Genomic DNA, 15,365 nt, shown 5'->3' with positions numbered 1-15,365 from the left:
GTCGGTCGCGCGCCCGTGACTCTCGCCGGCGACGCGCTCGCCTCGGCGTGGCGCGACCACTGGGCGCGGTTGCTCGCGATGCTCGTCGCGCGCTACCGCCGTCCGGACCTCGCGGAGGACGCGCTCGCGGACGCGTTCGCGGCCGCAGCGAGGACGTGGCCCGTCGACGGCGTGCCGGACTCCCCTGCCGCCTGGCTGCGCACCGCGGCCGGGCGGCGCGTCCTCGACCGTCTGCGCGCCGAGGCGGTCGCGGCCCAGAAAGTGCCGCTCATGATCATGGAGGCGCAGTCCGCGGCCGAGGCGGCGGACGGCACGCCGGGCATGGTCGACGACGGCGCGCACCTGCCCGACGACCGGCTACGGCTCGTCTTCTCGTGCTGCCACCCGGCGTTGTCGGTCGAGTCGCGTGCGGCGTTGACGCTGCGGTTCGTCGCAGGCCTGCCCGTGCCGGACATCGCGCGGCTCTTCCTGGTCCAGGACGCGACCATGGCGGCTCGTCTGACGCGTGCGAAGAAGCGTCTGGTGGCGGCGGGCATCCCGTTCGAGGTGCCGGCGCCCGAGCGCCTGGACGACCGGCTCGACGACGTCGCCTCGGTCCTGTACCTGACCTTCACCGCGGGGTACGCGCCGGGCACGGGGCCCGACGTGCTGCGGGTGGCCCTGGCGGGCGAGGCGATCCGGTTGGCACGCCTGCTCGACGAGCTCCTGCCGGGGCGCTCCGTGGTGCGGGCGCTGCTCGCCCTCATGGTGCTCCAGCACTCGCGGCGTGACGCACGCGTCTCCGTCGAGGGGGCCCTGGTGCTGCTGGCGGACCAGGACAGGTCGCGGTGGCACCGCGGCGAGATCGCGTCGGGTCTCGCGCTGCTGGCCTCCGTGCCCGACGGCGTCACTGGCCTCGCGCACGAGTACCGCCTCCAGGCGTCGATCGCCGCCGCACACGCTGTCGCGGGACGCGCTACCGACACGGACTGGGGCGGGATCGCCGACCTGTACGCCGAGCTGGAGACGGCCACGGGCTCGCCCATGGTCCGGCTCGCCAGGTCGGTCGCGGTCGCGGAGGCCGAGGGGCCGACCGCCGGGCTCGCGCTGATCGACGACTTCGAGGGGATCGACGAGGCGCTCCGGACCAACCATCGGCTGCCCGCGACCCGTGCCGAGCTGCTGGCGCGTGCGGGCCGACCTGCCGAGGCCGTGGCGTCGTTCGAGGAGGCGATCGGCCGGTGCGGGAACGCGGCCGAGCGAGAGCATCTGACGCGGCGGCTCGCGGAGGTCCGTGAGGATTTGGTCGGCTAGCTCGGACGGACTGGACCTGTGGACCTGTGGACCTGTGGACCTGTGGACCTGTGGACCTGTGGACCTGTGGACCTGTGGACCTGTGGACCTGTGGAAAGCCTGACCCATAGCCCGCCGACCGGCCAGCATGAATCAATGGCATCCGATCAGCAGCATCGCTGAACCTCGTCCACGTGGCTGGCTGCCTCAGAGACTCCACGAGTTCAGGACTCCGCGGCGAGCAGTCCAGGAACGTCTGGCGAGTCCCCAAGTGTTGTGGCGAGCGCTGTTCGCTCAGCGAAACCACGGCCCGCTCATCGAACACGACTCCCGATTCCCACACACTCCTGCGAGGCACACATGCTCCCCCGACCACTCGCCCACACGATCCCGGAAGGCCATTCGTGGCCGCTCGACGATCTCCCCCTGCCCTCCGGGTACGGGGTACCGCTCAGCCGGGTCGCTGCCGGCGCGATCCGGCTCGAGTCCGCACGGCGCGACATCAGCCAGGAGGACCTCGCCGAGCTGCTCGGCCGGTCGCGCAGCGCGATCTCGCAGCGCTTCACGGGCAAGGTCGCCTGGTCGGTCGACGACCTCGGCACCATCGCCGCAGCGTTCGGCTGTCCAGTCGACGACCTCCTCGACGACGGCTCTCAGCGTGGGCGCCGCTGACGCCCACCCTCGAGCTACCACGCCGCCGGCCCAGCCTCGCTCACCACGCCGCCAGTCCCGCGTCCTCGGCTCGCCGCGCGCCGGGCTGCGATCAGTCACCGCCCCTGCCGCTCACCTCGGCACGACCGTCCGCACCATCACCCGACATCCGTTCCCCGCCGTCGAGCTCGGCCAGCACCAGCACCAGCCACCCCTCACCCACCACCGAGCACCCCACCGCCCAACGACAGCAGCACGGGCAGCAGCCCGATGAGGACGAACGCCGGCAGGAAGCACACCCCCAGCGGCAGGACCAGGTGCACCGCGAGCCTCGCTGCGGCCTGCCGTGCGGCCGCCTGCTGGTCTCGCCGGAGCTGCTCGCCCGCCACGCGCAACGACTCCCCCGGAGCGGCTCCCTGCTCCCATGCCGGTGCCAGCGCCGAACGCACCACGTCCAGCCGCGTCGGCGCCCCGGACCACGCCTCGGCCCACCCGGCCCCGAGCACGACCGCCGCCCCGGCGCGGTGGAGGGCGACGCCGTCGGGCCCTCCGACCGCCTGGCCCACCGCCTCGAGCGCACGCGGGACGCTCGTCCCCGCGCGGACCGCAGCCGCGAGCAGCTCGAGCAGGACACCGATCTCGACCGGCCCGCCCGACCCCGGCGTCCGGCCGGGAGCCGCCGTGACGGCCACGAGGTCACCGAGCCGAGCCCGCACTCCCGCCCGGGCGACGCACCACGGGCTCGCCGCGACCAGGAATCCGCACGACAACGCCACCGCGAGCGGCCAGTCGACGCTCACGGCGGCGCCCCCGCCGCCCTGGCCCTCGCGACCAGTCGACCTGACCACCGGCGACCCACCAGGAGCAGCACCCCGCCCGCCAGCAGCCCAGCAGATCCCACCCCGCCACCCAGCGCGGTCGCCACAGGATCGACCCCCAGCACCACGCCGAGCAGCGCCCCGACCGCCGGGAGCCACAGCAGCACGCGCGCCGTCGCCTGAGGGCCGGCGAGCGACGCCTCCCGGTCGGCCCGCGCTTCCGACTCCGCGGACAGCGCCTGGGCGATCGACTCGAGGACCGCCCCGAGGGGTGCCCCCACGTCGGCCGCCAACCGGCTCGCCGCGACCACCGCCGCGACCTGCCCCGACGCCTCGTCCGAGCCGTGAGCGCCCACGACAACGAGCAGGTCGGCGGTCTCGGGGACACCCCGGGGGTCCACCCGCACGCCGGCCGCGGTCGCCCACGCGTGGCCGGGCGCGCTCCCCGAGCGCACCAATGACGCGACGTGCGAGACGAGCACGCGCACCGAACGCCCGGCGACCGGACGTCGACCGAGAGCCCGCGCGACCACCCCGGAGCCCCCTCGCCACCCCGCCGGCCGCACCCCACGACCGGCCGTCACCTCCGCGGCTCGCCGACCCGCAGGAGCCACGGCCACCCAGACTGCGCACCCGACCGTGACCGCGATCGCCAGATCGCCGCTCACACCCCGCTCCACCGGTCGGCGAACGCGTCCCATCCCTCGGCTGCGACCGGTTCCCGCACGCCGTCCCAGGTCGCGACGGGCTCGACCACGAGCTCACCCCGGACGTCGCGCCGCACGGCACCGATCTCCGCCAGGTACCGGACCCGCCCGGACCGGCGCAGGTGCAGCACCACGTCGAGCGCCCCCGCTGCCTGGGCGGCCACGGCCTCGCGCGTCATCCCCGCCAACGCCGCGAGCGCCTCGAGCCGCGCGGGGACGACCGACGCGGAGTTTGCGTGGATCGTGGCGAGCCCGCCGTCGTGACCCGTGTTGAGGGCCATGAGGACCTCGCGGACCTCGGCACCACGGCACTCGCCCAGGACGATCCGGTCCGGGCGCATGCGCAGGGCGTTGCGGACCAGGTCCGCCAGGTCGACGGCCCCCGCGCCCTCGACGTTGGGGCGCCGCGCGGTCAGGGGGACGACGTGCGGATGGTCGGGCACGAGCTCGCGCGCCTCCTCGACGCACACGACGCGCTCGTGCCCCGGCACGAGGGACAGCAGCGCGGCGAGCAGCGTCGTCTTGCCCGTCCCCGTGCCGCCCGAGACGAGCATGTTGGCGCGCGCCGCGACGAGGCGCCGCAGCACCGGGCCCCACGGGGCGGGCAGCCCGCCCGAGTCCACGAGCTCGTCGAGCGTGAAGGCCCGCGAGCGCAGCACGCGCAGCGAGATCACGGCCCCTGACTCGCACACGGGAGCGATCGCTGCGTGCAGCCTGGTGCCGTCGGGCAGCCGCGCGTCCACGAGCGGGCTCGCGTCGTCGAGCCGCTGCCCGCCCGCGGCAGCGAGCCGGACCGCGAGCGCCCGGACCTGGGCCACGCTCCCGAGGTGCACGGGCGCACGTTCGAGGCCTGCCCCGCGGTCGACCCAGACCTCGGCGGGCGAGTTGACCAGGACGTCGGTGACGTCAGGGTCCTCGAGCAAGGGTTGGAGCGGTCCGGCCCCGTACAGCTCGGCACGTGCGCGCCGGGTCAGGTCGGTCAGGGCGTCGCTGCCGAGCACGCGCCCGGTGCCGCGCAGCGCCGCCCGGAGCTCGGAGTCGTCGGCCGTGGTGCCCCCGACGAGCCGGCCACGCACCTCGGCCAGGAGCCCGTCGTCGATCGGGCTCACGCAAGGACCGGGCTTCGGGTGACCGTCCGGGCGGTGACGAGCGCCGCGAGCTCGCGTCCTGCGCGTCCCAGGGGGCGACGTGCTCCGACGGGTGGGCCCTGCCCGCGGTCGACGCGCGCCGCGAGGGTCCGGTCCCATCCGGCGACGCACGCGAGCGGGAGCCCGACGACGTCGCTCACCTCCCACGGGTCCAGCCGCCCGGGCGCGGGTCGCCGTGCGACCAGGCGCATCGACCGGTCGGCTCCGGTGCGGCGCGCGAGCGTGACGGCCGCGACGGCTCCCGCGACCGCGGGCACCTCGAGCGGGGTCACGAGGAACAGCGTGTCGCACGCCCCGACGAGCGCAGCGTGGTCGGCGTCTCCCCTCTCGCAGGGCCCGGCTCCCGCCCCGGCCCCGGCCGCGGTCGGCGCGGACGCGACCGCCCCCGCAGCGAGCGCCGCGCGCGGCAGGTCGAGCACCAGGACGTCGCACGCGTCCGCGAGCGCCGAGCACACGTCGACGACCACGCCCGGGTCGCGGGCCACCGGGTCGGCGCGGTGGGCGCTGAGGACCGGCACGGTGGACCAGGTCGGCAGCAGCTCCACGAGCGCTCGGCCGTCCACCTCGCCCCGGGCGTCGCGGAGGTCCGCCCAGCGCGGGCCGTCCCGATGGTCGATCCCGAGGAGCACGTCGATCCCTGCGCCCGTGGTCGCGAGGTCCACGAGGACCGGTCGTCGCCCGGCCCGCTGCAACCCGTCCGCGAGCGCTGCTGCCACGGTGCTCGCCCCGGCCCCGCCGCACGCCCCGACGACCCCCACCACGTCGGCCTCTTCCCGTCCCACGGCTCCCCCTCTCGTCGTGAGGCGCGGGGCAGCCGTGGGCTCGACGAGCGGGCCGCGGACCTCCTCCGCACCGGCCCGTCCGCACGGGCCGACCCTCATCCTGGGGCGAGACGACCGAGGGCGGGGGCTGCGCCGTCGGGCCTGTGGACGACCGCGCCCGCCGTGCCCCTGTGGACGAGCCCGACGTCAGTGAGCCAGTGCGAGGTACTGGTGCGCGTACGCGATCGCCATCCCGCCCTCGCCCACCCCGGCCGCGACGCGCTTGACCGACCCGGAGCGCACGTCGCCGATCGCGAAGACCCCCGGGGCGCTCGTCTCCAGGGCGAACGGCCGGCGCTCGGCGGTCCACTGCGGCGCGGCCGCGGCCTCGGCCCCCGTGAGCACGAACCCGTGCGAGTCGCGCGCGACCTCCGCGGGCAGCCAGCCCGTCACGGCGTCCGCGCCGATCATCACGAACACGACCGGGAGCGCACGGCGAGCGGTCTCCCCCGTCCGCGCGTCGAGCACGTCGACGTGCTCGAGTCCCTCGTCACCGTGCAGGTCGACGATCTGGGCCCGGGTCTCGACCTGGATCCCGGGGTTGGCGGCGATCTGGTCGATCAGGTAGCGCGACATGCTGGCAGCGAGCGACTCGCCGCGCACGAGCATCGTGACGGACCGGGCGTGGCGCGAGAAGAAGATCGCCGCCTGCCCTGCCGAGTTCCCCGCGCCGACGATGCAGACGTCCTGCCCCTGGGCGAGGGCCGCGTCGCTGCGCGCGGCCCCGTAGTACAGGCCGTTGCCGAGGTAGCGGTCCACGGCCTCCAGCGCGAGCGTTCGCCACTCGACCCCGGTCGCGACGATCACGACCTGCGCCCCGAGCGCGTCCTCGCCGTCGAGCACGACCCGGTGCGATCCCGGGTCGATCGACTCGACCGTGCGCGTCACGACGATCTCGGCGCCCAACCGCTGCGCCTGGGTCAGCGCGCGGCTCGCGAGGTCGTCCCCCGAGATGCCGTAGGGGAACCCCGTGTAGTTCTCGATCCGCGTCGAGGTCCCTGCCTGGCCGCCCGGCGCGAGGCTCTCGACGACGAGCGTGCGCAGGCCCTCGGCCGCAGCGTTGACCGCCGCGGTCAGCCCCGCGGGCCCCCCGCCGAGGATCACGACGTCGTAGTCCGTTGCGGTGGGCTCCACTGCCAGGCCGACCGCGTGCGCGACCTCACGCATGGTCGGCGCGACGAGCCGCGACCCGTCTCGCAGCTCGAGGACCGGGTGCGCGGGCGCGACCCTCGCCGCGACCTCGGCCGGCGCCTCGACCACGACCCGGTCGAACGGCACGTGGTTGCGCGTGAGGAACGTCGCCAGGTCCCGGACGCCCGCGTCGAGCCGGGGCCCGATCACGTGCGCCTCGGCCACGGGCTTCTCCGAGGCGTGCGCCTGGAGCGCGTCGAGGTAGCTGCGCGCCAGGGTCGCGACGTGGGCCGGGACCGCCGGCGCCATGGCCGCGAGACCGTAGAAGACCGTCGCGTCGAGCTTCATGATGCGCGTGGCCTCGGTCGCGCGCCCGCTCGCCGGGAAGCTCGTGCTGAGCGTCATGGGCACCTCGCCGAAGAACATGCCCGGGGTGCGGACCCCGATCACGCGTTCGTCGCCGTTGATCATCTTGGTGATCTCCGCACGCCCCTCGATCACGACGAAGAACGCGCGCTCGTCGCCCTCGTGCGCGAAGTACTCGCCCGGCAGGAGCCGGATGTCCTCGACCGCCCCGACGAGGAACTCGAGCGGCTCGGGGGGAAGGGGCTCGAAGATCGTGATGGCGCGGAGCTCGTCGAGCGTGATCATGCGTGCCTCCCACGGGGCTGGGCCACGGTCCGTCCGGCCGAACGTACCGCGCGGGCGGCAGGACGACATCCCGTCGTGCGACGACCTCCCCGGGACCGCACGGCACCCGCGGCACGACGACGCTGCCGAACCGGGACATCTCGTGCGCTCGCCGGTTAGGCTCACCGGGTGACCCAGCCCCAGGACTCACCGCAGACCGGTCCGCGCAGCGCGCCCCTCGCGCCTCCCCGTCCAGGCGCCCGCGAGACGCGCCCGCGCAAGGTCGCCGCGTTCTTCGACCTGGACAAGACGATCATCGCGACCTCGTCGACCGCCGCGTTCTCCAAGCCGTTCTACGCGGGCGGGCTCATCAGCCGCGGCGACGTGCTGCGCAGCGCGTACGCGCACTTCCTCTACATGGTCGGCGGCGCGGACGCGGACCAGACCGAGCGCATGCGCGCACACCTCAGCTCGCTCGTGACGGGCTGGGACGTGCGCGTGGTCTCGCAGATCGTCGAGGAGACGCTGCACGAGTACATCGACCCGGTCGTCTACGCCGAGGCCGTCGAGCTCATCGTGAGCCACCACGACCGGGGGCACGACGTCGTGATCGTCTCGGCCTCGGGCTCCGAGGTCGTCGAGCCCATCGCCGCGGTGCTCGGCGCGGACCACTACGTCGCGACGCGCATGGAGATCGTCGACGGCCGCTACACGGGCGAGATCGACTTCTACGCGTACGGCGAGAACAAGGCCCTCGCGATCCGCGAGCTGGCAGAGACCCACGGCTACGACCTCGACGCGTCCTACGCCTACTCGGACTCGATCACCGACGCTCCCATGCTCGCGGAGGTCGGCCACGGGTTCGCGGTCAACCCCGACCGGACGCTGCGCCGCCTCGCGGGCGAGAGCGGCTGGGGCACGCTCACCTTCGTACGCCCCGTCACGCTGCGCACCCAGCTCGCGCCGCCTCGGGGCGCGGTCGTGGTCGGCGGGGCCGTGGCAGTCGCGGTCGTCGGCTGGCTCGTGTGGCGCGCGGTGCGCAAGCGCTCGGGGCGTGCCGGGTAGCGATGCCCCGGGCTCTCCCGGCGGTCCGCACGAGCGGGCCGGAACGTGGACTGTTCGAACCCGCGGGGTCCCCGTTGTCCGGCTCCTCCCGGCTCGGGATCGAACACCCGGTGGAGGTTCTCCCGTTCTCCCCGCCACCCCTTGCGCGGCGTCCCGGAGCGGCGTATCACTGAGGAACAACAGCATCAGGGACGGGCGGAACCCACGCGCGAGAAGTCCACGCATAGGACTGGCTGACCGGGCTCGCCCCGTTGCAGCACCTACCCTCGCAGCACGCTTGTTAACCCCCGTCCCGCTGGCGAGCACGGCGCCCCTCCGGGGGCGCCGTTCCCGTGCCCGGGGCCTCTTCCGGCGCCACCGCCACGCCGGGTCCGCCGCTCACCTGCTCGGTGCACCAGCTGCGCACGACAGGCGAATACGCTGACCACATGACCTCAGCGCCGAGCGTTTCCTCGTCCATCACCGTCCGCCTCCAGGTCGAGGCCAGGCCCACCGCGGTCAGCGAGCTCACGACGGCGATCGAGCAGTCGGGCGGGATCGTCTCGGCCCTCGACGTCACGGCCTCGGGGCACGAGCGCATCACCGTGGACGTCACGGTCGCGACGCGCGGCGAGTCGCACGCCGCGGAGATCGTCGCGGCGCTGCGCACCCTGCACGGCGTGACGGTGGACCGGGTCTCGGACCGCACGTTCCTGCTGCACCTGGGCGGCAAGCTCCAGATCGAGTCCAAGGTCCCCATCCGCAACCGTGACGACCTGTCGATGATCTACACGCCGGGCGTCGCGCGGGTCTGCGAGGCCATCGCCGCGCACCCCGAGGACGCACGGCGCCTGACGATCAAGCGCAACACGATCGCGGTCGTCACGGACGGGTCGGCGGTCCTGGGGCTGGGCGACATCGGCCCGCTCGCGTCGCTGCCCGTCATGGAGGGCAAGGCCGCCCTCTTCAAGCGGTTCGCGGACATCGACGCGTTCCCCATCGCCCTGGACACGCAGGACGTCGACGAGATCGTGCGCACGGTCAAGGCCATCGCGCCGGTGTTCGCGGGCATCAACCTCGAGGACATCTCGGCGCCGCGCTGCTTCGAGATCGAGCGCCGCCTGCGCGCCGAGCTGAGCATCCCGGTGTTCCACGACGACCAGCACGGCACCGCGATCGTCGCGCTCGCGGCCCTGACGAACGCGCTCAAGGTCGTGGGCAAGGACCTGGCCGAGGTGCGGATCGTGCTGTCGGGGGCGGGGGCCGCGGGGACGGCGGTCCTCAAGCTGCTCCTGGCCGCGGGCGCGCACGACGTCGTGGTCGCCGACGTCGACGGCGTGATCCACCCCGACCGGCCCGGACTGTCGCCCGCGCTCGCCTGGACGGCGATCAGCACCAACCCGCGGCGCGTGAGCGGGACGCTCGTCGAGGCCCTCGCGGGGGCCGACGTCTTCATCGGCGTCTCCGCGCCGGGCATCCTCACGGGCGACGACATCGCGACCATGGCACCCGACTCGATCGTGTTCGCCATGGCCAACCCCGAGCCCGAGGTGGACCCGGTCGACGCCGCGCAGCACGCCGCGATCGTCGGCACGGGCCGCAGCGACTTCGCGAACCAGATCAACAACGTGCTCGCGTTCCCGGGGGTGTTCCGCGGTCTGCTCGACGCGCAGTCGCACAAGATCACCGACACCATGCTGCTCGCGGCGGCCCGGGCGCTCGCCTCGACGATCCACGAGGACCAGCTCAACCCGACCTACATCGTGCCGAGCGTGTTCAACCCCGAGGTCACGACGGTCGTCGCGGCGGCGGTCGAGGCCGCGGCACACGCGGAGGAGGCCGCCGCGTCGCTCGTCTGACCGACGCCTGGCCCGGCTGGACCTCTCGTCGGGGCGACGTGCCCGACGGCGCCGCGCACCGTCGTCGGGCAGGGTGCCTCTCCCCCGGTCGCCCCGCCCGGGCGGGGACCGCTCAGTGCTGGGCCGGCGCCCGCCGCAGGTCCGCGAGCGCGCTGACCTGCGAGCAGCACGCGGCGAGCAGCTCCTCGTCGTGGCTGATGAGCAGGACCCCCACGCCCTGCGCGGCGGCCTCGGCCTCGACGAGGCGCACGAGCGTGGCGGTCGTCGCGGCGTCGAGCATCGCGGTCGCCTCGTCGCAGATCAGGTACCGCGGCTCCTGCGCGAGCGCCCGAGCCAGGCAGGCCCGCTGGAGCTGCCCGTCGGAGACCTGGTAAGGCCTGCGCGTGAGCAGGTCGGGGGTCAGGCCGACGCGCGCCGCGACCCCCTCGACGTCGACCGGGCGACGGGCGACCTCGGCGGGCTGGGCGATGATCGAGCGCAGCGTCAGGCGAGGGTCGGTCGAGGCTCGCGGCGACTGGAAGAGCATCGCGACCGATCCGCGCAGGTCCCCCTGGACCGCGAACCGCGTGCCCGTCGCGACCTGGTCGTCGATGGTCACGGCCCCGGCGCGTGGTGCGTCGAGCAGCGCCAGGACACGGGCGAGCGTGGTCTTGCCCGTGCCCGAGGGCCCGGAGAGTCCCACGATCGTGCCCGCCGGGACGCTGATCGAGACGTCGGTCAGGACCGGGGGCTTGCGGCGGTATCCCGCCACGACACCACGCGCCTCGAGGCTCATCAGGCCACCTCGCGCAACGTGCGGTAGGAACGGTCGCCGACCCGGACCAGGGCTGTCGGGCCTCCCGACTGCCGCGTCTCGGGGCGGCGCAGGAAGTACACGCAGTCGTCGGGCAGGTCGGTGAGCTGCGGCGGCGAGCCCGGCAGCGGGTGCAGCCCGCGCGAGGGCAGCGCGCCCAGGAGGTCGCGCGTGTAGTCGTGCCAGGGGTCGTCGAACACCTCGGCCGCCGGGCCGGTCTCCATGAGGCGTGAGGCGTACATGACGGCGAGCCGGTCGGCCACGCCCGTGCGGACCAGGGACGCGAGGTCGTGCGTGATGAGCAGGACCGCCGCACCGTCGTCGGCGCACTCGCGCAGCAGCCCCAGGACCCTGTCCGTCAGGGCCCGGTCGAGGCTCGCCGTGGGCTCGTCCGCGACGATCACCGAGGGGTCGCCCGCGAGCGCCCCCGCGACGGCCACCCGCTGGGCCATCCCGCCCGAGAGCTCGTGCGGGTAGCAGTCCAGTGCCGACGGGTCGAGGCCCACGCGCACGGCCAGCTCGTCGCTCGTGCGCGGGGAGCCGAGCGTCGTGATCGTCTCGTCGAGCTGGGAGCGCGCGGTGCGCACGGGCGTGAGGTGCGTGGCCGCGGACTGCGGGACGAGCGCGGCGTGCAGACCCCGGAAGGGCTCTCCGGCGAACACGTCGAGAGCGCCCTGCGGGGTCGTGACCGTGATCGAACCGCTCCGGCGCGCCCCTGCCGGGAGCTGGTCCATGACGGCCGAGGCGAGGATCGACTTGCCGCAGCCCGACTCGCCCACGAGGGCCGTGATCGTGCCCCGCGGGACGTCGAGGCTCACGTCGCTCGCGGCGTGCACGACCGACCCGTTCGGCAGGGGCAGGCGCACGGTCAGGTGCTCGACGCGCAGGCTCACAGTCTCAGCTCCGAGGGTTGGGGTGGGGTGATGACCTTGCGCAGGGCCTGTCCCGCGAACGCCACGGCGAGCGTGACGATCACGAGCACGGCCGCGGGGAAGACGAGCGTCCACCAGCCGCCCAGGAGCAGCGAGCTGCGCGCCTCCTCGAGGAGCGTGCCGAGGCTCGGCTCGTGCGGAGGCAGCCCGAAGCCCAGGAAGGACAGCGTCGACTCGTGCCACACCGCGTGCGGCAGGAGCAGGACCACGGCGATCATGGCCTGCGGCGCGGTCGCGGGGACCAGGTGGCGCACCGCGACCTGCCAGCGGCTCGCGCCCGCGAGGACGGCCGCGTCGATGTACGGGCGCTGGCGCAGGCTGAGGATCTCCGAGCGGATGATGCGCGCGACCTGCGTCCAGTGCGTCAGGGCGATCGACAGGACGATCGCGAGGAGGCTGCCGCGGAACATCGCGACGATCACGATCCCGAGCAGCAGGTGCGGCAGCGCGTTGACCGCGTCGGTGCTGCGCATGATGATCCGGTCCGGCCACCCGCCCCAGAACCCCGCGGCGGTACCGACCACGACCCCGATCACGGTCGCGAGCAGCGCGCACAGGAGCGCCACGACGAGCGAGGTCCGGATGCCCGACGCGATGCGCACGAACAGGTCGCGTCCCGCGGAGTCGGTGCCGAACAGGTGGTCCGCCGACGGCGCCTGGCGGGCCTGCGCGAAGTCCGTGACGCGGTCGTCGACGCCCGCGAGCCACGGGACCAGGACCGCGTAGAGCACCACGACCGCGAGGACCGAGCCTGCGATCACCAGGTTGCGCCTAGCCATCGGGGCTCACCCGGGGGTCCATCAGGGCCACGACGACGTCCGCGAGGAGCGAGCCGACCATGACCACGACCGTCGTCCCGATCGTCAGGAACGCCAGGAGCGCCATGTCGAGGTCGCGGGCCGACGTGACGATCGCTCCCGCGACGCCGGGCCAGCTGAAGACCTCTTCGACCAGGACGGCTCCCACGACCAGCTCGGGCAGGCGCACCCCGACGATGTTGACGAACGGCGCGAGAGAGGTCGGCACGATGTGGCGGCGCGTGATGGTCGGCGTCGGGATGCCGCGCGAGACCGCGCCGGCCACGAAGTCCTCGCCCTTCGACGTCACGACCGACTCGCGCACCGCGAGCAGCAGCCACGGCACCTGAGAGATCGCGAGGACCACGACCGGGAGGACCAGGTGCCGCAGCACGCCCCCGACCGTGGGGTCCGCTCCCCCGTCCGTGAGCCCGGCCGCGGGCAACCACCCCAGCGCGAGCGCGAACACCGCGATCGCCGCGAGCGACATGACGAACGGCGGCAGCCCCTGCACCACGACGCACAGCGCCGTGACTCCCCGGTCCAGGATCCCGCCGCTGCGCACGCCCGCCGCGATCCCCAGCGCGAGCGCGACCACGACCGCGAGCGCGAGCGCGGTGCCCGCGAGGAGCAGCGTCCACGGCAGCCGCTCGCCGATGACCTGGGCCACGGGCTGGTTGAACGACCGAGACAGCCCCAGGTCCCCGCCGAACAGGTCCTGCACCCATCCCCAGTACGTCGAGTACCAGGGCCGGTCGAACCCGAGCTGCTCCGAGATGATCGCCTTGTCGGCGTCGCTCGTGGTCATGTACCGGGTGCCGAGGTACCCGACCAAGGGGTCGAACGGCGAGTACTTGGCCGCCGCGAACAGTCCCGCCGAGACGGCCGCCGTGACCGGCACGATGAAGAACAGGCGGCGCCCCACCATGGCCCAGATGTCGCGGTGGCGCCCCCGGCGCAGGTCCTGCACCGAGGGCACCTCGCCCTCCGAGGGGCGGGGGGCGTCGTCGGGCACCGCGCCTGCCTGCCCCGCGTCCTGACCGGTACCGGCCGGGTGCTCCTCGCGCCCCGCCTGGACCGTGGTCATCAGTCCCGCGTCCAGGACTGCAGCGACCACCACGGTCCCCACGTCACGCCGTGCGCGTGCGGCTCGAGCACGGGGCCCGACATGGTCCAGCCCGCGTCCTTGGAGACGTACGTGTGGTCGAGGAACACGAGGTACACGTAGCCCGGGTCGTCGATGTACGCGTCCTGGACCTTGCGGTAGGCCGCGTCGCGCTCGGCCTGGTCGAGGCTGCGTCGCCCGACCTCGAGCGCCGCGTCGACCGTCGCGTCCTGGTAGTCGCTCGGGTTGTCGTAGATGCTGCCGACGTCGGGCTGGACGAACACCGAGCTCAGGGCGCCGTACGCCTGCGTGTCCGGGTCGAACGGCTCGTCGCCGCCGCCCAGGAGCGTCGAGTCGGTGTTGATGCGCGGGTCGATCCGGTCCCAGGACAGCGCCTCGAGGTTCACCTCGACGCCCACCGCGAGCGCGTCGGACGCGAAGGCCTGCGCGAGGTCCCGGCGGACCGTGTCGACCGAGTTGTACATGAGCGCGATCTGCGCGCGCTGCCCGTCCTTGACCCGGATCCCGTCCGCTCCCTCGATCCAGCCCGCGTCCGTGAGGATCTGCTCGGCCCCGGCGGGGTCGTAGGTGAAGATCGCGCCGGGCTCGTAGGCGTCGCCGTAGACCTCGGGGATAGGGGTCGCCGCGACGCGTCCGTGCCCGCCCAGGACGTTGTCGATCATCGACTGCCGGTTCGCGGCCAGGTTGAGGGCCATGCGGACCGCGGGGTCGCCGGCGACGGGGTTGTCGGTGGGGAGCGAGAGGCCGCGCCAGTCGGCCGAGGTGTGCGCCGTGACGGTCACACCGTCCTTGCCCTCGAACGTGTTGGCGAGCAGCGGCGGCAGGTTGGTGCCGTCGATCTCGCCCGAGGCCATGCGCTGCGCGCGCGTGTTGTCGTCGGGCACGTACAGGAGCGTGAGCTTCTTGACCTCGGGTGCTCCGTCCCAGTAGTCCTCGTTGGCCTCGAGGACCGCGCGGTCCGGGGACAGGTCGACGAGCGTGTACGGCCCGGTCCCGATCGGTGCGGTGTTGAGCGTGGACTCGGCCGCGAGGCCCGGCGTCGCGACGGACTCCGAGGGCACGACGCCGATGAGCATCTTCGTCAGGAGCGGCGCGTAGGGGTACGCGAGGTGGAACTCGACCGTGTCGTCGCCGGTCTGGACGACCTCCTCGATCATGTCGAACGACGACCGGGCCTCGGACGCGGACGCCGGGTCGAGGATCGCCTCGTACGTCGCGACCACGTCCTCGGCGCCGAACGTGCTGCCGTCGGAGAACGTCACGTCGGGGCGGATCTTCACGGTCCAGACGGTCGCGTCCTCGTTGGCCGTGGGGAGCTCCGCGGCCAGCGCGGGCTCGAACCCGGGCATCCCCTCGCCTCCCGTGAGGCGGACCAGGCCGTCGTACATCTTGGCCTCGCCTGCGGCCCCGAAGCCTGCGACGGGGTTGTACCCGCCCAGCTCGTAGCCGTCGGCGAGCACTATGCCGTCGGTGCCGTCGGCCCCCGCGGCGCTCGCGCCGTCGACGCTCCCGCCCGGTGTGGTGCAGGCCGTGAGGACCAGGACGCCGGTCAGGGCGATCACCGGGAGAACAGGACGTACTGCTCGAGATCGCGCCACGACGTTCCTTTCGCAGCGAGCACAGGGTGCTCACCTGG

At 74.0% G+C, this 15,365-nt stretch carries 14 protein-coding genes; 4 read left to right on the top strand and 10 right to left on the bottom strand.

Annotation, left to right across the window (positions count from 1 at the left end):
- The first annotated feature begins 15 nt into the window (after window positions 1-15).
- Together ACFWGN_RS16515 and ACFWGN_RS16510 are read left to right on the top strand one after the other, a co-directional pair.
- On the top strand, window positions 16-1,293 hold the full coding sequence (locus tag ACFWGN_RS16515; protein ID WP_377618309.1) for an RNA polymerase sigma factor: 1,278 nt from the start codon (window positions 16-18) through the stop codon (window positions 1,291-1,293).
- A gap of 339 nt (window positions 1,294-1,632) precedes the next feature.
- A complete protein-coding gene (locus ACFWGN_RS16510; RefSeq protein ID WP_377618307.1) occupies window positions 1,633-1,944 on the top strand; it encodes a helix-turn-helix transcriptional regulator in 312 nt (103 codons plus the stop codon).
- A 194-nt stretch (window positions 1,945-2,138) separates the two neighbouring features.
- Here the strand turns inward: ACFWGN_RS16510 and ACFWGN_RS16505 are convergent, their stop codons facing one another.
- The 5 genes from ACFWGN_RS16505 to ACFWGN_RS16485 form a co-directional block, all read right to left on the bottom strand.
- Window positions 2,139-2,723, bottom strand: coding sequence for a type II secretion system F family protein (locus ACFWGN_RS16505; RefSeq protein ID WP_377618305.1), 585 nt, complete (start codon window positions 2,721-2,723; stop codon window positions 2,139-2,141).
- Window positions 2,720-3,409 (bottom strand): hypothetical protein, encoded by a 690-nt coding sequence (locus ACFWGN_RS16500; RefSeq protein ID WP_377618303.1) that lies wholly within the window; start codon window positions 3,407-3,409, stop codon window positions 2,720-2,722. Before ACFWGN_RS16500 ends, ACFWGN_RS16505 begins: the two co-directional genes overlap by 4 nt.
- Window positions 3,406-4,557 carry a TadA family conjugal transfer-associated ATPase gene (locus ACFWGN_RS16495; RefSeq protein WP_377618301.1) on the bottom strand — a complete coding sequence of 384 codons (1,152 nt, stop codon included), beginning with the start codon at window positions 4,555-4,557 and terminating at the stop codon, window positions 3,406-3,408. The genes ACFWGN_RS16500 and ACFWGN_RS16495 overlap by 4 nt, the downstream gene beginning before the upstream one ends.
- Complete coding sequence (gene ssd, locus ACFWGN_RS16490; RefSeq protein WP_377618300.1) at window positions 4,554-5,378, bottom strand: septum site-determining protein Ssd; 825 nt, start codon at window positions 5,376-5,378, stop codon at window positions 4,554-4,556. The genes ACFWGN_RS16495 and ssd overlap by 4 nt, the downstream gene beginning before the upstream one ends.
- Before the next feature lie 186 nt (window positions 5,379-5,564).
- A complete protein-coding gene (locus tag ACFWGN_RS16485) occupies window positions 5,565-7,199 on the bottom strand; it encodes an FAD-dependent oxidoreductase (protein ID WP_377618299.1) in 1,635 nt (544 codons plus the stop codon).
- Between the two features lie 168 nt (window positions 7,200-7,367).
- Here ACFWGN_RS16485 and ACFWGN_RS16480 point away from each other — a divergent pair, with 168 nt between their 5' ends.
- Together ACFWGN_RS16480 and ACFWGN_RS16475 are read left to right on the top strand one after the other, a co-directional pair.
- Window positions 7,368-8,243, top strand: coding sequence for an HAD family phosphatase (locus tag ACFWGN_RS16480; RefSeq protein WP_191800708.1), 876 nt, complete (start codon window positions 7,368-7,370; stop codon window positions 8,241-8,243).
- Window positions 8,244-8,671: 428 nt separating this feature from the next.
- Entirely contained in the window at window positions 8,672-10,081 is a 1,410-nt protein-coding gene (locus tag ACFWGN_RS16475) for an NAD-dependent malic enzyme (protein WP_377618297.1), read from the top strand.
- A 112-nt stretch (window positions 10,082-10,193) separates the two neighbouring features.
- On the opposite strand, the gene ACFWGN_RS16470 is transcribed toward ACFWGN_RS16475, so the two are convergent.
- The 5 genes from ACFWGN_RS16470 to ACFWGN_RS16450 are packed head-to-tail and all read right to left on the bottom strand — an operon-like array spanning window position 10,194 to window position 15,291.
- Entirely contained in the window at window positions 10,194-10,856 is a 663-nt protein-coding gene (locus ACFWGN_RS16470) for an ABC transporter ATP-binding protein (protein ID WP_377618295.1), read from the bottom strand.
- On the bottom strand, window positions 10,856-11,767 hold the full coding sequence (locus tag ACFWGN_RS16465) for an ATP-binding cassette domain-containing protein (protein WP_377618294.1): 912 nt from the start codon (window positions 11,765-11,767) through the stop codon (window positions 10,856-10,858). The genes ACFWGN_RS16470 and ACFWGN_RS16465 overlap by 1 nt, the downstream gene beginning before the upstream one ends.
- A complete protein-coding gene (locus tag ACFWGN_RS16460; RefSeq protein ID WP_377618292.1) occupies window positions 11,764-12,585 on the bottom strand; it encodes an ABC transporter permease in 822 nt (273 codons plus the stop codon). Before ACFWGN_RS16460 ends, ACFWGN_RS16465 begins: the two co-directional genes overlap by 4 nt.
- A complete protein-coding gene (locus ACFWGN_RS16455; protein ID WP_377618291.1) occupies window positions 12,578-13,723 on the bottom strand; it encodes an ABC transporter permease in 1,146 nt (381 codons plus the stop codon). The genes ACFWGN_RS16460 and ACFWGN_RS16455 overlap by 8 nt, the downstream gene beginning before the upstream one ends.
- A complete protein-coding gene (locus ACFWGN_RS16450; RefSeq protein ID WP_377618289.1) occupies window positions 13,690-15,291 on the bottom strand; it encodes an ABC transporter substrate-binding protein in 1,602 nt (533 codons plus the stop codon). The genes ACFWGN_RS16455 and ACFWGN_RS16450 overlap by 34 nt, the downstream gene beginning before the upstream one ends.
- Window positions 15,292-15,365: the final 74 nt, after the last annotated feature.

Source organism: Oerskovia sp. NPDC060338 (assembly GCF_042726295.1).
Taxonomy (GTDB): Bacteria; Actinomycetota; Actinomycetes; order Actinomycetales; family Cellulomonadaceae; genus Oerskovia; species Oerskovia merdavium.
The sequence above is the reverse complement of the archived record's forward strand: the minus strand, read 5'-3'. Positions and strand labels throughout refer to the sequence as shown.